This is a genomic window from Bacteroides sp. D20, from assembly GCF_003436255.1.
GTDB classification, from domain to species: Bacteria; Bacteroidota; Bacteroidia; order Bacteroidales; family Bacteroidaceae; genus Bacteroides; species Bacteroides uniformis.
Map to the genome: position 1 here is coordinate 34,897 of NZ_QSOO01000007.1, position 18,262 is coordinate 53,158.

The following is an 18,262-nucleotide window of genomic DNA, read 5'->3' on the forward strand; positions in this document are numbered from 1 at the left end:
AAGACAAATAGGATGAAACTAAACAGAAGAGTTACAATCATCACCCGATTTTCGGGAATCATGTTCAGCCTGCTGTTGCTCGGCGGACTGGCAGCTTGCAGCGATGATAACAATGGCAGTGATACGCCAGAACCGGAGCCGTCAACCTACCCCACCACTCCTTTCTCCAAAATCGAACTCAAAGAAGTGATAGAGAGCGATGCGCAACCGGTTACTGCCACCCACACCTACCTTTACAACAGTGCAGGCAGGCTGACCAGCTACACCGGCAAACAGAGCTTTACAGCAGGAGACGAACTCTTCGAGATAGAGAATACCACTACTGTCGAATACAAGGACCATCAAGCCGTGATAACCGACGAAGCAGGTACAGTATCAACCTACACGCTGAATGACAAAGGTTATGCCACCACTTGTACCAGTCAGGATATGGCAGGAAATACCCGTACTTACACCTTCTCCTACCTCATCAACACCGAAGACAAATACTATCTGGAAAACATCACAGAAAAGCTGGACGACGGAAAAGAATACTCATTCATTACAATAGACTACAGCAACTTCCGGGCATTGCGCATACAGCAAAAGGTTGACACTTTTGAGCACAACAGTACGGCTACCACACCATCAGACAATGAAATTGCAAATATCTCCGAAATACCAAGCCTATTCATTACGGACATGTATCCGCTTTCCATGCATGCGGTTGCCATATACGGGAAGATATTGGGAGAACCTGCAAACTATCTGATTACCCAACTCATCCCGGACAGCAACGGAGAAAGTGAAGAGACCACCACCTATACTTATACGTTAGATAACCGGGGTATCGTCACTTCCTGCCATGCAGTCGTCAGGCATATAAGGAACGGCTACGAGCAGGACTACACACGCACCGTGAACTATACCATCGAATAATAAGTTACTTACTTCTTAAAGAACTTGTCGAAGAAAAGGACGTGATAGTCTATGGAGTTGTTCCAATACGTTCCGGTATGTCCACCGGGACGGGTGATGAAGTCATGGTCTATCTTCCTTGCCAGCAGCCGGTTGTGCAAGTCCTTGTTCACTTCAAGAAAGAAATCGGCCTCACCGCAGTCGATGATTAGCGCCAAGTCTCCATTTACAATCTTATCCAGCTGGTTGACCACCGTATGCGCATCCCAAGATGCCTTGTTGGCAGCAAACTCTCCCAACTGCTTGTTCATTTCCCAATTCTGGGGGAACGGCCGTATATCCACTCCTCCACTCATACTGCCCGCCGCACCGAACACATCCTTATGACGGATAGCACTCCACAAAGCACCGTGGCCGCCCATACTCAATCCACTGATGGCACGCGCCTTTCTATCGGGAATGGTAGCATAGTTCCCGTCTGTATACTTCACCAATTCCGAGGTGACAAAAGTCTCATAACGGTAGGCAGGATTCTCCGGACTGTCCCAATACCAACTGTTCTTGCCGTCCGGACATACAAATATGATTCCTTTCTCATCCGCCATCTGCGGCAATTCCGGCTTCAGCTGCACCCAGCTCCGCGCATTGCCGCCATAACCGTGCAACAGATAAACCACCGGACAAGCCTGCTTGCCGATAGCCTTATCAGGCAATACATACACAACTTTTACATCCTTATTCATGGCTGCACTTCTCACCAACACCGTGTCTACACGTGCCGCCTGCAACATTACGGCAGACAGACACCACAAAAGCCCCAAGGCAATAATTCTTTTTTTCATCTATTTATTGTTTATTTTTTCTAACGGATGGCAATATTAACAATAAATACTGAAAAATCATTATCTTTGCCTCACAAACTATTCAAAATCCACTATGGAGTTTATTATCATTCTACTTTTACTTATTCTGAACGGCATTTTTGCCATGTATGAAATCGCTTTAGTCTCCTCAAGTAAAGCACGCCTTGAAACTCTTGTCGGAAAAGGGAACAAAAGAGCCAAAGGAGTATTGAAACAACTGGAAGAACCCGAAAAATTCCTCTCCACCATCCAAATCGGTATTACTCTTATCGGTATCGTATCCGGTGCCTATGGTGGTGCCACCATCGCTGATGACGTAGAACCGCTGTTCGCCCTCATTCCGGGAGTAGCCGCCTATGCCAAAACTCTCGCCATGATTACCGTAGTAGCCATCATCACCTATCTGTCGCTCATCATAGGCGAACTGGTGCCCAAGTCCATCGCCTTGAACAACCCGGAACGATGGGCCACCATGCTCAGCCCCTTCATGATTGTGCTGACCAAGATTTCCTATCCGTTTGTATGCCTGCTGAGCGCTTCCACCAAACTGATGAACAAACTCATCGGACTGAACAGCGGCGAAGAACGCCAAATGACACAAGACGAACTGAAGATGATTCTGCACCAAAGCTCGGAACAAGGCGTCATCGACAAAGACGAAACGGAAATGTTGCGTGACGTGTTCCGCTTCTCGGACAAAAGAGCGAATGACCTGATGACCTATCGCCGCGACATCGTCGTGCTCCATCCCACAGACACACCGGAAGAGGTGCTGCGTATCATCCACGAAGAACACTTCAGCAAATATCTCCTGGTGGAGCGGGGAAAGGACGAGATTATCGGTGTGGTTTCCGTAAAGGACATCATCTTGATGATGGGCGGCGAACAACCCTTCAACTTACGTAGTATTGCACGCCCTGCTTTGTTTATTCCGGAAAGTTTGTATGCAAAGAAAGTTTTAGAGCTGTTTAAGAAGAACAAAAACAAGTTCGGAGTTGTTGTAGACGAGTATGGAAATACAGAAGGTATCATCACCCTGCACGATTTGACGGAAAGTATCTTCGGAGACATCCTCGAAGAGAATGAAACGGAAGAAGAGGAAATCGTTGTTCGTCAAGACGGTTCCATGCTGGTGGAAGCTTCCATGAATCTGGATGACTTTATGGAGGCGATGGGCATTATGAACTATGATGACCTGAAAGAAGAAGACTTCACCACCTTGAGCGGTCTTGCCATGTTCTTGATAGGACGGGTGCCGAAAGCCGGAGACTTGTTCAGCTACAAAAACCTGGACTTCGAAGTGGTGGATATGGACCGCGGACGGGTGGACAAGCTGCTCGTCATCAAGAAAGAAGAAGATGAATAACAAACGCTATTGCGTCTTTATAATTAACTTAAACCATTAAAGCAATGAAAAAAGTAATGATGATTGCAGCCCTTGCCGCTGCATTGGTATCCTGCCAATCAAAAGGAACTCAGAACAATGACGCCGTCGCCATGGACGAAAGTGTAATGGCTGTTACCGGCAATGACTCGTCTGCCGTAGCCGTATACGAAGGAATCCTTCCCGCCGCCGACGGTCCGGGCATCCAGTATGTATTGAGCGTAGACAGTGTAGGTCCCGACGGAGAAAGCGGCTACACGCTGGTAACAACTTATCTGGATGCCGAAGGCCCCGGAAAGAACAAGAGCTTTACTTCCAAAGGAAAGAAAGAAGTTATCCAGAAAGACGTCGACAACAAGAAGAAAACAGCCATCAAGCTGACCCCGAACGACGGGGACACTCCGGTGTACTTCGTAGTAGTGAACGACACAACCCTGCGCCTTGTCAACGACAGCCTGCAGGAAGCAGTGAGTGACTTGAATTATGACATCATCCAGGTGAAATAGTCCATCCATACTTATAAGAAAGAACGGTACAGCCGGAATTACTGAATTCAGTGGTTCCGGCTGCTGTTTTTTCAATGAGGGGGCATTTCAAACAAGAGAACAGAAGGCTATATCAAAAAGTTAGTGCTATCTTTGTCGCTTCATCAAAGTATATATAAACATGAAACATTCTTCCGAGAAACCTTTAGCACCTGCCAACTACTCACGCTGTTTCAACAACCAATGCCCGAAAGCCGACAACTGCCTGCATCGCTTAGCCGCCCTTCGCGATACCCCCGAGTACCCGTCCATCCGCATCATCAATCCACTGTGTATTCCAGAGGATAGCAGCCAATGCGCCTATTTTCAATCGACACAAAAGATACATGTCGCGTGGGGAATCAGCCACTTGCTCGATGAAGTTCCCTACAAGAATCTCCAACCTCTGAAAAGCCAGTTGATAGCCCATTTCGGCCGCGGAAAATACTACCGCTTCTACCGGGAAGAATCTTACCTTTCCCCCGAAGACCAGAACTATATCCGCAGAACTTTCCACCAATACAACATTCCGGGAGAACCGGCTTTCGACTCTTACAGCGAGGAATACAAATGGTAGAAAGGTAATCTTCAGCCCCCTTTTCATATCATTTTATCACTGAAAATATAGATAACACTTTAGTTCACAACGGTGAACACTTTGTTACAACAGTAAGAAACAAAGTGTTCACATACTATGAAACAAACTGTTTTCTTTAACGGAACAAACTGTTTCCTACTAATGAAACAAACTGTTCTCCATATTGAAACAAACCGTTCTCCTTAGGGAAACAGACGGATTCCCTTTTGAAGCCCTACAAGGGGAATAATTATCGCCTGCGAAAATATAGGAGGAAATACAGCGACATAGTGCGATACCTATTCTCTGCAAAACGGGTGAACGTGTTCGGGAGGATATTGCAGCAACACGGGATGAGGTAAAGGAAAGAGAGGGGGAGATGGTATATTGTGTGGTAAAAGTGGAGAGGTAGAAAAGACGGAAAGGATTACAGTTGAAATAAATTCTTTTTCTTAACTTTGTGAAATAGAAACATCGAATATGACGATGAAGAAAATAAAAAGATGAAAACAACACTATCTATAAATCAACCGTTCAAGGATTGGGTAAACCACCTAAAACAAGACATTCGTAGTGCACAGATTAAAGCGGCTGTACGCGTGAACAGCGAACTGCTTCACCTTTACTGGCAACTGGGGGCAGAAATTATAGAACGGCAGAAAGAAATGACTTGGGGAAGCGGATTTCTCGAAGAGTTGAGTCGTGAGCTGATGGCAGAATTTCCTGATATGAAAGGGTTCTCATATAGAAACATACGCAGTATAAAGCAGTGGTATCTATTTTATAATGAGCCATATACAATTTGGCAACAAGTTGTTTCCAAATTAGGTGAAGAGAAATTTTTCTCCATCCCTTGGGGGCATCATCTCTATATCATCTCCCAATGCAAGGAAGTGAACTTATTCGGAGAAAGACAGTTAAACAATAAAACCGGAAACATATATGGCCGATAATTATCTTGAAAATCAGTACGAGCAATACCGGGCACGCAAAGCAGCTTGGGAGAAAGCGAAAAAATCCGGTAAGGCACAAACGCTACATAAGCCGACACTTCCCCTCAAAAAAGGCGGAAAGAAAGTTTTCGTGACCGGAGGTGCCGGGGGTATTGGCAAAGCCATTGTAGAAGCCTTCTGCAAGCTTAATTACCAAGTAGCCTTTTGTGACAAGAATGAACTGGAAGGACAACAAACCGCCCAAGCCACCGGAGCACAATTCCACCCCGTCGACCTAAACAGCAAAGAAGCATTGGAACTTTGCCTGCAAAATATTTTCAAGGAATGGGGGGATATTGACATCATTATAAACAATGCCGGCATCAGTGAATTCTCTCCCATCACAGAAACGAGTGTGGAGACTTTCGATAAAATATTGTCTGTGAATTTACGTCCGGTGTTCATTACTTCACATGCGTTGGCAGTACACCGCAAAAGTCAAAACAGCACGAATACCTACGGAAGAATCATTAATCTCTGTTCTACCCGCTATCTGATGAGTGAACCGGGCAGTGAAGGATATGCAGCTTCCAAAGGAGGCATCTATTCGTTGACGCATGCGTTGGCTTTATCGCTTGCCGAGTGGCACATCACGGTCAACTCCATCTCTCCGGGCTGGATTCAGACACACGATTATGAACAATTACGGGCAGAAGACCATTCGCAACACCCCTCCGGACGGGTTGGCAAACCGGAAGATATTGCCCGTATGTGCCTATTCCTATGTCAAGACGAGAACGACTTCATCAATGGCGAAAACATCACCATTGACGGAGGCATGACCAAAAAGATGATTTATCGGGAATAGCCCTTTTATAAAACAATCTGTCCAACATAATCATAATAATGATAGGCTTATGAACATGAAAAAGTCTTTTATAGGAATCCTGGCAGCAACCATCATCCTCAGCGGATGCGGCACAAGCCAGATGGCTGCAGGCGACCCTAACGCAGTGCTCGCAGGAGCTGCCATCGGAAGTAATGTAGGCGGTGCCATCGGCGGGCTGATAGGTGACAGTAACGGAGGCTGGCGAGGAGGATACCGGGGTTCTGCCATCGGCACCATCATAGGAACCATTGCGGGAGCTGCCATTGCCAATGCAGCCACAGCCCCCAAAAAGCAGGAGGAGTACAGCTACCGGATAGAAAGGACACAGCCCTATCCCCCGCAATCCGGAAGACAGCCGCAAGCATCGGCCATCGACCACTTGAGGATACGGAATATACGTTTCATTGACGACAGCCGCAACCACGTCATCAATTCGGGCGAAAACTGTAAAGTGATTTTTGAAATCATGAACGAAGGAAACAAAACAGCCTACAACGTAGTGCCGGTGGTGGTGGAAACCACGGGCATGAAGCGTATTTACATATCGCCGTCGGTCATGATAGAGCAAATAACTCCGCGCAACGGTGTGAAATACACCGCCAACATCAGTGCCGGAGAACGGATAAAGACGGGTAACGTCACCATACGCATAGCCATAGCCGACGAGTACGGAGACGAATATGACTGGCAGGAGTTTTCGTTGCCCACACAACGGTAGAACAATGTCTTAACAGTAGTTTTTCAAAGAAATGGAACAACAGCAATCTTCTTTCAAAGAAAAAGAACGCATAGAACTACGGGAACCCCGACGCTTTAAAGTCACCATCTACAATGATGACTTCACCACCATGGAGTTTGTGGTAAAGGTACTCACCACCGTCTTTTACAAATCATCGGTAGAAGCGGAAACACTGATGCTGCAGGTGCACAAGAGCAACTCCGCGGTAGTGGGCATCTACTCATACGACATCGCCCACTCCAAAGTACAGAAAGCCACCCGCATGGCACGCAATGAAGGTTTCCCCCTCCGGCTCACCGTCACCCCGGAGGAAGAAGAATAAGAAGAAAGAAACAATATGGATATAAAAAATACGATATTCGTAAACCAAGCATTCGCTTCCGCACAAAGAAAGGCCGAGTCTTACCGGCACGAGTTCATCATGCCCGAACATCTGCTGAGCGCCATTATAGAGCAGGAACCCTTTATCCACACCCTGCAAGATACCTTCTACAATTATGTGGAGCTCAGCATCTCACTGGAAAACTATCTGACGGAAGAAGTGGAAACTATCCCCGACAATGTGGAATACGAGTTGGGACTTTCCGTCCAGCTCAGTTCACTCCTGCAACATGCCTATATGGTGACAGAGTATTCCAGCGCCGAAGAACTGGGTGTTCCCCATCTGATACAAGGCTTGCTGCAACTGGAAGATTCCTGGGCATGCCATTTCCTGAAGGAAGCAGTCGGCGGCGACCTGCCCGAATTCCTCAGCCTGCTCATCACCCACTACGAAGAAGCGGAGCTGGCAGAAGAAGCAGGCGGTACGCCATCTCCCGATGAACAAGAGAAAACAGAACCGTGGCGTAACTACGTGACCTGCCTCAACGACCATCTGGCAGGCCACAACCCGCTTATCGGCAGGGAGATGGAGTTGGAGCGAACCATACAAGTGCTCTGCCGCAAAGAAAAGAACAACCCGTTGCATGTGGGCGAACCCGGTGTAGGCAAAACAGCCCTTGCCTATGGGCTTGCCGCCCGTATCGAAGCGGGCAACGTCCCCGAACGGCTTGCCGGCTTCCGCATTTATGAGCTGGACTTGGGCAGTCTACTGGCAGGCACACAATATCGCGGCGATTTCGAGAAGCGGCTGAAAAGTATCATGGAAGGCATCGGTCGTGAGGGAAATGCCATCGTCTACATCGACGAGATACACAACCTGATAGGCGCCGGACGCACGGGTGAAGGCTCCATGGATGCCTCCAACATGCTGAAACCCTATCTGGAAACCGGGGCAATACGTTTCATCGGCTCTACCACCTACGACGAGTACAACCGCTACTTCGCACGCAGCAAGGGACTGGTACGCCGCTTCCAGCAGATAGACATACTGGAACCGAACATTGAAGAAGCCATACATATCGTAGAAGGCCTGAAAGAGAAATACGAAACCTACCACGGCGTCACCTACGAGCCCGACGTCATCCCCTATGCCGTAAAGGCAAGCGCCCGCTACATCAGCGACCGTTTCCTGCCCGACAAAGCCATCGACCTGGTGGACGAAGCAGGAGCTTACCGGGAAATACATCCCACAGACTCCGGAGAACAGACCGTGGACAAGGCACTGATAACCGACATACTGGCACGTACCTGCAAAGTCAATGCCCTCGCCATGAAAGAGGACGACACCACCGCCTTGGAAAGCCTGCACGAACGCATCAGCTCCCGCATCTACGGGCAGGAAGAAGCCGTCCGTCAGGTGGTGGAAGCTGTGCAAATGTCCAAAGCCGGACTGCTGGACGAAAACAAACCGCTGGCAAGCCTGCTCTTTGTAGGCCCCACCGGAGTAGGAAAGACCGAAGTTGCCAAAGTGCTCGCCGCCGAGCTGGGCATCGCCCTGCAACGTTTTGACATGAGCGAATATACCGAAAAGCATACCGTAGCCAAACTGATTGGCTCGCCTGCCGGCTACGTGGGTTACGAGGACGGCGGCCTGCTGACCGACGCCATACGCAAGACTCCAAACTGCGTACTATTGCTCGATGAAATAGAAAAAGCGCATCCCGACGTATTCAACATCCTGCTGCAAGTAATGGACTATGCCGTACTGACCGACAACAAAGGACGGAAAGCCGACTGCCGACACGTGGTCCTCATCATGACCTCCAATGCCGGAGCACAATATGCCCGCCAAGCGTCCATCGGCTTCAACAGTCAGGTCACCGCCGGAGAAGCCATGCTGAAACAAGTCAAGAAAACCTTTAAGCCCGAATTCATCAACCGCCTCTCTGCCACGGTGGTCTTTCATGACATGGACCGCCCGATGGCATCACTTATCCTCGACAAGAAACTCGGAGAACTAGGCAGCAAGCTGTCTTCCCGCCAGGTGGAAATGGTATTGAGCCAGGAAGCACACGAATGGCTGCTCCAACGGGGTTTTATTCCCGAATACGGCGCCCGGGAGATGGACCGCGTGATAGCCGCCCACTTGAAACCCTTGCTGATGCGCGAAATTCTGTTCGGTACATTGAAGGCAGGAGGAAAAGTCCGCGTGCAAGTGGAAAACGGAGCATTGAAACTACAACCCGCAACCGAATAACGATATGGTCTTTCAACTGACGGATAAACTTGCTTTCCCCGACCCTCACTACGGCGACCCCGACGGGTTGCTCGCTGTGGGCGGTGACCTATCCATTGACCGCCTCATCCTGGCGTACTCCAACGGCATCTTCCCCTGGTACGCATTTCGGGAAGAACTGATACAATGGTGGTGCCCGATGGACCGTTTCGTCATCTTTCCGGACGAAATCCATATCTCCCACTCCATGCGTACGCTCATCAACAAAGGAAAGTACGAAATCACCTTCAACGAAGCTTTCCAAGACATCATACAAACCTGCGGAGAATTGCGGATGGAACAAGAAGGAGCCTGGCTCGGAACGAAGATGATGGAAGCCTATACGCACCTGCACGAACAAGGATTCGCCGCCAGCGTGGAAGTATGGGAAGAAGAGCAATTGGTAGGTGGGCTGTACGGAGTGACCCTGGGACGTTGTTTCTTTGGAGAGAGCATGTTCTCACTTGTTCCCAGCGCCTCGAAGCTGGCCCTCATCCATCTGGCCCAATTCTTCAGGGAACATGGAGGCGTCATGATAGATTGCCAGTTCGAAACCCCTCACCTCAAAACAATGGGAGGCAGGCACATCAGTTACGACGAATATATGACATACATCGAACAAGACTGCCGCTTCTAAAAGTAAAAAGGAATAACGAGGGGCTCAGAACTATCCGCGCCTAAATATAGCATAATGAAAGTACTCATATACTTTTGACACTCTCCCATTCTATTTGAAGGCCGGAGCAGGAAGATGCATACCTGCCATCGTCAATTGGTTGTCCTTGGCATATTGGAGGAAATACTTGCGTGCTTTCACGGCAGCTTCCTTATCCATATCATAGGAAGCGCAGTATTCCGGATGCTCCAACTGAAGGGCCGCACCATGGATGAGGTCACCAATCACCAGTAACTTGCCACTCTGGAAAACCGTATGACCGGGAGTATGACCGACTGCCTCCATGGCAACCACATTACCCGGCAAGGTATCGCCAAACTCAAACAGATGCAGCCGTTCCTTATAGGCATCCATCGTCTTTACGACCTGCGCCTTCCTTTCGGCAGGCATTGCCATCCAGGCATCATATTCCACTTTTGATGCGTACACTTCGGCATTCGGGAAGACTACACTGTCTCCCTTCATCATTCCACCGATATGGTCGCCATGGAAATGGGTAAGATACAGATATCCAATATCTGCCGGAGAGATACCCAAAGATTGTAATCCGGGCAACAGACGACTGCCGGGAGCTCCCATTCCCGTATCAAAAAGGATACGGATACCATTCGTATCTACCAGGAAGGTGCTCATGGAAGAAGGAATACCGCCTTGAAGCGACAAACTTTCCATCAATTCATCGCTTGCATCCGGGAAAATCGTTCTCGGCATCAAATGCTCACCAGCATTATCCTGAATCCAAGTGACCTGCACTCCCTCCAGTTGCAAGGTCTTTACGCCACTGCATGTTACACCGACACTATCCATACTTACATCTTCATTTGTTTGTTTCTTTGTCCTGCTGCCGCAACCCGCCATCAGCAATGCTGCTGACACAACAACCAGGCACGTCCATGTCTTGTTTTTCATCGGTACAGAGTTTTTTATCCATAAATATTGAAGTTCGCACAAATATAGGCAAATAAAATCATTCGGCACACGGATGTCTGAACCAAAAACGGCTGCCGACTCCCAATTCCGACTCAGCACCGATAGTCCCGCCAAGATGCTCAATGATACTTTTACAGATGGACAAGCCTAAACCCGTGCCCTTCGCAAAGGTATTAAGCTTTACAAAGCGGTCGAACACAGTAGCCACGGCATCCGGAGCAATACCCATACCGGTGTCCGTCACAGAAAACTCTATCTGACCGGTACCTTCCACCGGATGATATTCCAAAAGGATCTGCCCTTCACTGGTGAACTTCAAAGCGTTGTTTATAAAATTGGTGACCACCTGCATCAGACGTTTCTTGTCGGTATAGATACGGTAATCGGGCAAGTCGGGAGCCAACAGAACCGGTACAGCCTTGTCTTCCTTTATATCATAGTTGCGCATCACGTCCTTACAGAAGTCACTGACATCCACATACCCCATATTATAATCAAGTGTTCCCGCTTCTATCTTTGCCAAATCCAGAATGTCGGATATCAGTTGCAAGAGCAGTTCCGTATTCTCCTGCATGATGGCAAGGTATTCCTGGCGTTCTTCCCTATCGTCCAGTTCGGCAATGATGCTTGCAAAACCGACAATGGAATTGAGCGGAGTACGGATTTCATGACTCATATTGGCCAGGAAAGCAGACTTCAAGCGGTCCAGATGTTCTGCCTTATCCTTGGCGACCCGCAATTCCTCCTCTATCTTTTTCTGATGGTCGATATCCACACTGGTAATGACATGCGCCATCTGCCCGTCCACCCAAGCAAAGGCTGCACTGAACACGCGAAACCAACACTTGTCAAATGGCCGTTGATAATCCCACGAATAGACTTTGGTGGGGTGTCCGTTTTCATCTATCAAATGCCTCTTTGGGCAGAACTCACACTCCCCCGTCTTGTCCGAGTAGAGGGCCTCCCAGCATTTTTTCCCCCAGAAATGCTCGATACCGCCATATGGTTCCACCATAGACCTATTGGCATACAACATATCGTGGGAATCGAAAGAGTTGACGTAAATATCAACGCCCATATTATTCATGATACTGCCTAATGTATTGCTGGCCCTCACTTCCCTTTCCTTATATTCCCTGACCGCAATTTCCTTAGAGAACGAGCCCAGCAAGAGATGAATGATTTGCAACTCCTCTTCCGTGAGATAGGTCTCTTCCTCCCTGCCTGCAAAACCTATGAATCCGATGATTTTACCCTCAGTATCTTCAAAATGCCTGATTAACAAAGAATCCTCACCGTAGAAATCAAGAATGTCAATATCATCCCATGAAGCATCCGCATTTCTGTTTCCATAGAAAGGTTTATCCCGAGCTTTCATGGCATCGACATGCTCCTTTTTCAACTCTCCCATATCGAAACGGGGTTTCATAGTCCCACCTTCATTTCCAATCGTTTCTTTCAATAAGAAATAACGGAATCCGTCAGTCTGATAGATAAACCCTTTCGTAAAGTCATAGTAGTTGCAGAAATCGGTCAACGATTCAATAACTTTCCTTTCATTGGGTTCATTGCTATTCAACCGTTCTAAAAAATGAAGCAAGAATATGTTTAATTTCTCTTTGTTTTTGCCCATATAATCTTTTGAAAAACTTTAAGGCGCTAATATACAACTTTTTAAAGAGAAATAAGTTTCTTTTATATATCCAGGAAGTTTAAAAAACAACCATTCCCCAATAAAACAAAAAAGGCAATAACTTAATTTATTTTACAAGTATCACTAAGGCAAAAGCTCTTCATCCGTATTCATACGACGGCATAACATCTAAAGTACACAAAAAGAAGTCTATGGAAGAAGAAAATATCCGAGACAGATTAATAGTCATTTTTTAAGGATAACAGAGTTGCCAATTTATCAAAAACAAAGTTAATTCACACATATATACATATTTGTATAAACGGAGAATAAGTAAAACTTTCCCAAAGATGTTTTTTTCTTCATAAGCGATACAACCTATATACAACGAAATAAAGATTTGCAGTACAAACGGTCTGTTATGAGAGAAATATAGTATCTTTGCAACATGATGTTGCACCGTTTTACTACTTCCATAACCGACATTCCGCTTCCGGAAAGGTTCACCTATCCTTTCTGCTATACTCCGCACCCATTATGTATATTGGCAGCCAAAGAAGTACAAAGCTATCTTACCCGACAAACTGCATGGAAGGACGAACTGCGCCAAGGCAAAATGTTCGGGGTACTGATTGTACAAACCGAGCATGGAGAAACCGGATATTTAGCTGCATTCTCAGGCATATTGGCCGGAAAGAACCTACATCCCTTTTTTGTTCCTCCCGTATATAACTTGCTACAGCCACAAGGCTTTTTCAAGATAGAAGAAGAGAACATCTCTTCCATCAACCGCAACATCCGGCAACTGGAAAATGACAAAGCATATGCCGCCTTATCAGCAGAGCTTGCCCGGACCATTCAGTCAGCAGAAAACATACTGGCAACAGCCAAAGCACAGTTGAAAGAAGCCAAAACAGCCAGAGAACAGCGCAGAAAAGAAAAAGAACTCAATGCGCAGGAAGAAGCCGAACTGATACGGGAAAGCCAGTTCCAAAAGGCAGAATATAAACGCCTGGAACGTTCATGGAAAGCAAGGATTACCACACTGCAAACGCAGACAGAAGACTGGGAAAGACGGATTTCAGCATTGAAGTCTGAACGTAAAACCCGCTCTGCAGCATTGCAGCAAAAGCTATTCGAACAGTTCGGGATGCTGAATTACCGGGGAGAAGTCAAGAATCTCTGTGAGATATTCGGGCAGACCGTGCACAAGACACCTCCTGCCGGCGCAGGTGAATGTGCGGCCCCCAAACTGCTGCAACAAGCTTATCTGCACGGATGGAAACCTATTGCCATGGCCGAGTTCTGGTGGGGTGATTCCCCCAAGACAGAGATACGCCATCACGGCCACTATTATCCGGCTTGCAAAGGAAAGTGCGAACCTATACTGCAACACATGCTGCAAGGTCTACAAGTAGAGGAAAACCCCATGTTGAAAAGAATGCAGGTACCCTCCCAAAATTTGGAGATTGTTTATGAGGACCCATGGCTTTCGGTCATCAACAAACCGGCAGGAATGCTGTCTGTTCCCGGCAAGGAAGATGCAGTCTCCGTCTATAGCCTGATGCGTGAGCAATATCCCGAAGCTGACGGTCCCCTGACGGTGCATCGTCTCGACATGGCCACTTCCGGTTTAATGCTCATTGCCAAGACCAAGCGTGTACACCAGAACCTGCAGGCCCAGTTCAAGAACCGCCTGGTCAGGAAACGTTATGTCGCATTGCTCGAGGGTATTGTCCCAAAGGACAAAGGTACGGTCGACCTCCCGCTTTGCCTGAATCCACTTGACCGCCCACGGCAAATGGTACACACCGAACACGGAAAGCCCGCCATCACCGATTATCAAGTTCTGGAACGTCTGGACGGGAAACGGACCCGTATCGCTTTCTATCCGCGCACGGGAAGAACCCATCAGCTACGTATACATGCAGCACACCCGCTTGGCTTGCACTGCCCCATCATCGGTGATGAACTTTACGGGGAGAAAGCAGACCGGCTTTATCTGCATGCCGAATACTTAGAATTTACCCACCCTATAACGGGAGAAACCGTAAGGATTACCAAAGAAGCTGAATTCTGACTGCCTACTGATTAATAACCAGCAAAGTAATGCAATAAATGATGATACTCCGACCTACCCCACAAGATTATGACGAACTGTTGACCGTCTGGGAAGCCTCTGTCCGCAGCACACACCACTTCCTGGCAGAAAAGGATATACAGTTTTACAAACCGCTGATAAGAGAGCAGTACTTTCTTGCCGTAGAGCTTTACATCATCCGCAACGAAAAAGAAGAAATTGCCGCCTTTATGGGACTGAGCGATGAACTCATCGAGATGTTGTTTGTCCGTCCCGACCAACAAGGTAAGGGATACGGAAAACGGCTCATGGAGTACGCCGTCCACCAAAAACACATCCACAAAGTGGATGTAAACGAGCAGAACGGACAAGCTTGCCGATTTTACCAACATATGGGATTCCAAGTGGCCGGCCGGGACGAAACCGACCCGACGGGAAAGCCTTTCCCTATTCTGCATCTGCAATTACCAACCCCACCACAGATTACTCGGGTAGAACACAGATTATAATTTAGCAAACTTATGAAGATACATCACATCGCCATCTGGACCTTCCGACTGGAAGAGATGAAAGAGTTCTACACACGTTACTTCAACGGGAGCAGCAATGAAAAGTACATCAACCCCCAAAAAGGATTCGAATCTTATTTCCTTCACTTCGATGAAGGAACGGATTTGGAACTGATGAGCCGTACGGACATACAGAATACCCCTATTGAGGAAAACAGACTGGGACTGACCCACTTTGCCTTTGCCTTCGACAGCCAGGAAGCTGTCCTCCGACAGACAGAACGGCTACGTACAGCGGGATATACCATCGCAGGAGAGCCCCGTACCTCCGGCGACGGATATTTTGAAAGTGTCGTCCTCGACCCGGACGGTAACCGTATAGAATGTGTATTCAGGGCATAGTCTCTCAATCAGAGGAGACAAAGCTTCTCAACAGTTTTATCTCCTCTGCCCAAAGCGATTCATCGGGCGTCTCCAAAATAATAGGTATACCGTCAAAACGCACATCTTGCATAAAGCGCCGGAAGAAATCCATACCTATCAGCCCCTTGCCGATGCTGTCGTGACGGTCTACTCTGGAGCCGAGTGCTTTCTTGGAGTCATTCAGGTGTATACCGCGCAGATAGCCGAAACCTACCGCTGTGTCAAACTCCTCAAACACCTTGTCATACTCATTCACTATATCATAGCCTGCTGTATACGTGTGGCAGGTATCAAGGCAAACTCCAACGCGAGACTTGTCATCCACCCGGTCAATGATATGTCCCAGCTGCCAGAACTCATTTCCCACATTGCTACCCTGCCCGGCTGTGTTCTCTATGACAGCCACCACATCGTGCGTCTTGCCCAATATAAGATTAATGGATTCAGCGACCTTGTCCAGACACTCTTCCACGGAAATCTTATTCAGATGGCTGCCCGGATGAAAATTCAGTAACTTCAGCCCTAATTGTTCGCAGCGCTGCATCTCATCCAGAAAAGCGGCACGGCTTTTCTGTAACCCTTCTTCTTCGGGATGCCCTAAATTTATCAGATAACTGTCGTGAGGCAGGATATAGCGGGAATCGAAGCCAAGCTTCCCACAATTTTCCTTAAACACCCTGATACTCTCCTCCGTCAGCGGCCTTGCCACCCACTGACGCTGGTTCTTGGTAAACAAGGCAAAAGCATTTGCCCCTATCTCACTGGCATTGACGGGAGCCGCTTCCACTCCCCCACTGGCCGATACATGTGCACCTATAAATTTCATAATCTTATTGTATTTGCTCTTTCATGAATTCCCACTGGCATTTTTTCATGTCCACACACCCATTCTTTCTGAACGTCACGCCCTCTGCCTCCAGCAAAGCCCGCTGTTCCGCCCAGCACGGTGCCAGCCTGCCCTGGCTGTTCACTACCCGATGACAGGGCAGACACATGCCGTCGGGCACATCGTGCATAGCATGTCCCACCATGCGCGAACATTGAGGTCTTCCGACAAGATAGGCTATCTGTCCGTACGTCACCACCCGCCCCGGAGGGATTGCGGCCACTACATTATAAACCTCCTGCTGAAAAGTGTCTTTGTCCATAAAAGTCTGGTTTGGGAAGGCAAAGATATGATAAATTCAGCAGGTATGCGAACAGACGTTACAAGAAAGTGGCTGCGCCGAGCGGATTGTATGTATAGGTGACATTACGGGCACGGATGATTTCGCCCGTCGGGGTAAACAATATCTGATATTTCGTCTGGAGATTTGCCATCCCTACCTCTACCGCCACGATGGACTGCCATTTGGGAAACTGTACCCAAGTGACATTCTGCACCATCCCTCCGGAATATTCACTGGCGGCAAAAGCATTGTAAACGGCAGGGGGCACTCCGTCCATTGTCTCCCAGTCCGTCTGTTGCATTACCCATTGCGCCTGCCCGTCAAACCAGACTTTCGTATCAAAACCGTTCATCAGGAAATCTGCCACATAATAAGATTCATCATGCGACCAGGCAACATCATCTGCCGTAGGATACATTTTCTTCAGTGTAGCCTGTACATCAGCAGGTGCCCAATCGGCAGAAGCCGAGACTGATACCATCAGCATCAAAACCAGAAAAGAGAATTTCAACTTACTCATAACTTCATCAGATTATCATGTTATGAGAAGAACGGCGTATGGCAGATTTTGTTCACCTGCAACTCTCAACCATTCAACAGTTAAAAAGAGATATCCATTGTAATTCAATAGAAAATGACTAACTTCACACCAGAAATTCAGAAATATGATAAGAATACATCCCATATCCGGCAACAAAAAGCAATATCTTGACCTGCTGCTGCTTGCCGACGAACAAGAGTCCATGATTGACCGTTATCTGGAACGGGGAGAGATGTTCATCCTATCCGATAATGATACAGTCAAAGCGTCTTGTGTAATCACCTGCGAGGATAAAGGAATCTACGAAATAAAGAGCATAGCTGTCTATCCGGAATACCAGCGCCAGGGATATGGAAGACAACTGATAGCATTCGTTCTTGAACATTATAAAGACCGGTGCCATACTATGCTTGTCGGCACTGGAGACAGTCCGCTAACCATCCCCTTCTATGAAAGCTGCGGATTTGCATACTCACACCGGGTACCCGATTTCTTTATCGATAATTACGACCACCCCATATTTGAAGGAGGCAAGCAACTGAAAGACATGATTTATCTGAAAAGGACGCTTCAACCAAAATAATATCCTATATTTGCATATCACTTAACTCCACACATTATGGAAGCTAAACTTTGCCAAAGCTGCGGAATGCCCTTGTCATCTGCAGAAGTACTCGGAACCAATGCCGACGGTAGCCTCAACGAGGAATATTGCACCTATTGCTACCAGCACGGCAATTTTGCACAAGACTGCACTATGGACGAAATGATAGAACATTGTGCACAGTTCACCGACGAATTCAACAAGGATTCCGGAATGAATTTCACTAAAGAGGAAGCCATTGCCGGTATGAAAGAATTCTTCCCGACCTTGAAACGCTGGCAGTCCAAACAATAAAC

21 protein-coding genes are annotated in these 18,262 nt (G+C 47.6%); 15 read left to right on the plus strand and 6 right to left on the minus strand.

Features of this window, described 5'->3' with window-relative positions:
• Positions 1 to 12: 12 nt before the first annotated feature.
• The gene (locus DXD78_RS08905) at positions 13 to 918 is read left to right on the plus strand and encodes a DUF4595 domain-containing protein (protein ID WP_009036641.1); all 906 of its coding nucleotides are present in this window, start codon (positions 13 to 15) and stop codon (positions 916 to 918) included.
• An 8-nt stretch (positions 919 to 926) separates the two neighbouring features.
• Here the strand turns inward: DXD78_RS08905 and DXD78_RS08910 are convergent, their stop codons facing one another.
• Entirely contained in the window at positions 927 to 1,739 is an 813-nt protein-coding gene (locus DXD78_RS08910) for an alpha/beta hydrolase family protein (protein ID WP_005826503.1), read from the minus strand.
• Between the two features lie 94 nt (positions 1,740 to 1,833).
• On the opposite strand from DXD78_RS08910, the gene DXD78_RS08915 reads away from it, so the two are divergent.
• The 9 genes from DXD78_RS08915 to aat all read left to right on the plus strand — a co-directional run bounded on the left by DXD78_RS08915 (position 1,834) and on the right by aat (position 10,038).
• The gene (locus tag DXD78_RS08915) at positions 1,834 to 3,126 is read left to right on the plus strand and encodes a hemolysin family protein (protein ID WP_005826501.1); all 1,293 of its coding nucleotides are present in this window, start codon (positions 1,834 to 1,836) and stop codon (positions 3,124 to 3,126) included.
• A gap of 44 nt (positions 3,127 to 3,170) precedes the next feature.
• Entirely contained in the window at positions 3,171 to 3,650 is a 480-nt protein-coding gene (locus DXD78_RS08920; protein WP_005826499.1) for a copper resistance protein NlpE N-terminal domain-containing protein, read from the plus strand.
• Between the two features lie 160 nt (positions 3,651 to 3,810).
• Entirely contained in the window at positions 3,811 to 4,245 is a 435-nt protein-coding gene (locus DXD78_RS08925; RefSeq protein WP_008663796.1) for a DUF6078 family protein, read from the plus strand.
• 503 nt (positions 4,246 to 4,748) lie between these two features.
• Entirely contained in the window at positions 4,749 to 5,198 is a 450-nt protein-coding gene (locus DXD78_RS08935; RefSeq protein WP_009036640.1) for a DUF1016 N-terminal domain-containing protein, read from the plus strand.
• Positions 5,188 to 6,045: an SDR family NAD(P)-dependent oxidoreductase gene (locus tag DXD78_RS08940; protein ID WP_009036638.1), complete on the plus strand. Its 858-nt coding sequence runs from the start codon at positions 5,188 to 5,190 to the stop codon at positions 6,043 to 6,045. The genes DXD78_RS08935 and DXD78_RS08940 overlap by 11 nt, the downstream gene beginning before the upstream one ends.
• Before the next feature lie 49 nt (positions 6,046 to 6,094).
• Positions 6,095 to 6,784: a hypothetical protein gene (locus DXD78_RS08945; protein ID WP_034528603.1), complete on the plus strand. Its 690-nt coding sequence runs from the start codon at positions 6,095 to 6,097 to the stop codon at positions 6,782 to 6,784.
• A gap of 31 nt (positions 6,785 to 6,815) precedes the next feature.
• Positions 6,816 to 7,127, plus strand: coding sequence for an ATP-dependent Clp protease adaptor ClpS (locus DXD78_RS08950; RefSeq protein WP_008663802.1), 312 nt, complete (start codon positions 6,816 to 6,818; stop codon positions 7,125 to 7,127).
• Positions 7,128 to 7,142: 15 nt separating this feature from the next.
• On the plus strand, positions 7,143 to 9,383 hold the full coding sequence (locus DXD78_RS08955; RefSeq protein ID WP_009036636.1) for an AAA family ATPase: 2,241 nt from the start codon (positions 7,143 to 7,145) through the stop codon (positions 9,381 to 9,383).
• A 4-nt stretch (positions 9,384 to 9,387) separates the two neighbouring features.
• A complete protein-coding gene (gene aat / locus DXD78_RS08960) occupies positions 9,388 to 10,038 on the plus strand; it encodes a leucyl/phenylalanyl-tRNA--protein transferase (protein ID WP_008663806.1) in 651 nt (216 codons plus the stop codon).
• Positions 10,039 to 10,128: 90 nt separating this feature from the next.
• Here aat and DXD78_RS08965 read toward each other — a convergent pair whose 3' ends face one another.
• Both DXD78_RS08965 and DXD78_RS08970 read right to left on the minus strand, forming a co-directional pair.
• A complete protein-coding gene (locus DXD78_RS08965) occupies positions 10,129 to 10,986 on the minus strand; it encodes an MBL fold metallo-hydrolase (protein WP_009036635.1) in 858 nt (285 codons plus the stop codon).
• A 58-nt stretch (positions 10,987 to 11,044) separates the two neighbouring features.
• Positions 11,045 to 12,640: a sensor histidine kinase KdpD gene (locus DXD78_RS08970; RefSeq protein WP_009036634.1), complete on the minus strand. Its 1,596-nt coding sequence runs from the start codon at positions 12,638 to 12,640 to the stop codon at positions 11,045 to 11,047.
• A 451-nt stretch (positions 12,641 to 13,091) separates the two neighbouring features.
• On the opposite strand from DXD78_RS08970, the gene DXD78_RS08980 reads away from it, so the two are divergent.
• From DXD78_RS08980 to DXD78_RS08990, 3 genes are read left to right on the plus strand one after another with little or no spacing between them, the layout of a single operon-like run.
• Positions 13,092 to 14,720: a pseudouridine synthase gene (locus tag DXD78_RS08980; protein WP_165853819.1), complete on the plus strand. Its 1,629-nt coding sequence runs from the start codon at positions 13,092 to 13,094 to the stop codon at positions 14,718 to 14,720.
• Between the two features lie 38 nt (positions 14,721 to 14,758).
• A complete protein-coding gene (locus DXD78_RS08985) occupies positions 14,759 to 15,229 on the plus strand; it encodes a GNAT family N-acetyltransferase (protein ID WP_009036631.1) in 471 nt (156 codons plus the stop codon).
• A gap of 12 nt (positions 15,230 to 15,241) precedes the next feature.
• Positions 15,242 to 15,631: a VOC family protein gene (locus tag DXD78_RS08990; protein WP_009036630.1), complete on the plus strand. Its 390-nt coding sequence runs from the start codon at positions 15,242 to 15,244 to the stop codon at positions 15,629 to 15,631.
• 4 nt (positions 15,632 to 15,635) lie between these two features.
• Here the strand turns inward: DXD78_RS08990 and nfo are convergent, their stop codons facing one another.
• From nfo to DXD78_RS09005, 3 genes are read right to left on the minus strand one after another with little or no spacing between them, the layout of a single operon-like run.
• Positions 15,636 to 16,478, minus strand: a complete 843-nt coding sequence (gene nfo, locus DXD78_RS08995) for a deoxyribonuclease IV (protein WP_005835868.1) — start codon at positions 16,476 to 16,478, stop codon at positions 15,636 to 15,638.
• Between the two features lie 4 nt (positions 16,479 to 16,482).
• Positions 16,483 to 16,800 carry an MGMT family protein gene (locus DXD78_RS09000; protein ID WP_005826471.1) on the minus strand — a complete coding sequence of 106 codons (318 nt, stop codon included), beginning with the start codon at positions 16,798 to 16,800 and terminating at the stop codon, positions 16,483 to 16,485.
• 58 nt (positions 16,801 to 16,858) lie between these two features.
• Positions 16,859 to 17,341 carry a PepSY-like domain-containing protein gene (locus tag DXD78_RS09005; protein WP_117652684.1) on the minus strand — a complete coding sequence of 161 codons (483 nt, stop codon included), beginning with the start codon at positions 17,339 to 17,341 and terminating at the stop codon, positions 16,859 to 16,861.
• A gap of 145 nt (positions 17,342 to 17,486) precedes the next feature.
• Here DXD78_RS09005 and DXD78_RS09015 point away from each other — a divergent pair, with 145 nt between their 5' ends.
• Positions 17,487 to 17,945, plus strand: a complete 459-nt coding sequence (locus tag DXD78_RS09015; RefSeq protein WP_005835863.1) for a GNAT family N-acetyltransferase — start codon at positions 17,487 to 17,489, stop codon at positions 17,943 to 17,945.
• 36 nt (positions 17,946 to 17,981) lie between these two features.
• Positions 17,982 to 18,260: a zinc ribbon domain-containing protein gene (locus DXD78_RS09020; RefSeq protein ID WP_005835861.1), complete on the plus strand. Its 279-nt coding sequence runs from the start codon at positions 17,982 to 17,984 to the stop codon at positions 18,258 to 18,260.
• The last annotated feature ends 2 nt before the right edge of the window (positions 18,261 to 18,262 follow it).

Coding starts and splice junctions, on each gene's coding strand:
- DXD78_RS08985 (WP_009036631.1), top strand. CDS start 14,759: ATGATGATACTCCGACCTACCCCACAAGATTATGACGAACTGTTGACC.
- DXD78_RS08940 (WP_009036638.1), top strand. CDS start 5,188: ATGGCCGATAATTATCTTGAAAATCAGTACGAGCAATACCGGGCACGC.
- DXD78_RS08905 (WP_009036641.1), top strand. CDS start 13: ATGAAACTAAACAGAAGAGTTACAATCATCACCCGATTTTCGGGAATC.
- DXD78_RS08965 (WP_009036635.1), bottom strand. CDS start 10,986: ATGAAAAACAAGACATGGACGTGCCTGGTTGTTGTGTCAGCAGCATTG.
- DXD78_RS08945 (WP_034528603.1), top strand. CDS start 6,095: ATGAACATGAAAAAGTCTTTTATAGGAATCCTGGCAGCAACCATCATC.
- DXD78_RS08920 (WP_005826499.1), top strand. CDS start 3,171: ATGAAAAAAGTAATGATGATTGCAGCCCTTGCCGCTGCATTGGTATCC.
- DXD78_RS09020 (WP_005835861.1), top strand. CDS start 17,982: ATGGAAGCTAAACTTTGCCAAAGCTGCGGAATGCCCTTGTCATCTGCA.
- DXD78_RS08955 (WP_009036636.1), top strand. CDS start 7,143: ATGGATATAAAAAATACGATATTCGTAAACCAAGCATTCGCTTCCGCA.
- DXD78_RS08980 (WP_165853819.1), top strand. CDS start 13,092: ATGTTGCACCGTTTTACTACTTCCATAACCGACATTCCGCTTCCGGAA.
- DXD78_RS08990 (WP_009036630.1), top strand. CDS start 15,242: ATGAAGATACATCACATCGCCATCTGGACCTTCCGACTGGAAGAGATG.
- DXD78_RS08925 (WP_008663796.1), top strand. CDS start 3,811: ATGAAACATTCTTCCGAGAAACCTTTAGCACCTGCCAACTACTCACGC.
- DXD78_RS09015 (WP_005835863.1), top strand. CDS start 17,487: ATGATAAGAATACATCCCATATCCGGCAACAAAAAGCAATATCTTGAC.
- DXD78_RS08950 (WP_008663802.1), top strand. CDS start 6,816: ATGGAACAACAGCAATCTTCTTTCAAAGAAAAAGAACGCATAGAACTA.
- DXD78_RS09005 (WP_117652684.1), bottom strand. CDS start 17,341: ATGAGTAAGTTGAAATTCTCTTTTCTGGTTTTGATGCTGATGGTATCA.
- DXD78_RS09000 (WP_005826471.1), bottom strand. CDS start 16,800: ATGGACAAAGACACTTTTCAGCAGGAGGTTTATAATGTAGTGGCCGCA.
- aat (WP_008663806.1), top strand. CDS start 9,388: ATGGTCTTTCAACTGACGGATAAACTTGCTTTCCCCGACCCTCACTAC.
- DXD78_RS08915 (WP_005826501.1), top strand. CDS start 1,834: ATGGAGTTTATTATCATTCTACTTTTACTTATTCTGAACGGCATTTTT.
- DXD78_RS08935 (WP_009036640.1), top strand. CDS start 4,749: ATGAAAACAACACTATCTATAAATCAACCGTTCAAGGATTGGGTAAAC.
- DXD78_RS08970 (WP_009036634.1), bottom strand. CDS start 12,640: ATGGGCAAAAACAAAGAGAAATTAAACATATTCTTGCTTCATTTTTTA.
- DXD78_RS08910 (WP_005826503.1), bottom strand. CDS start 1,739: ATGAAAAAAAGAATTATTGCCTTGGGGCTTTTGTGGTGTCTGTCTGCC.
- nfo (WP_005835868.1), bottom strand. CDS start 16,478: ATGAAATTTATAGGTGCACATGTATCGGCCAGTGGGGGAGTGGAAGCG.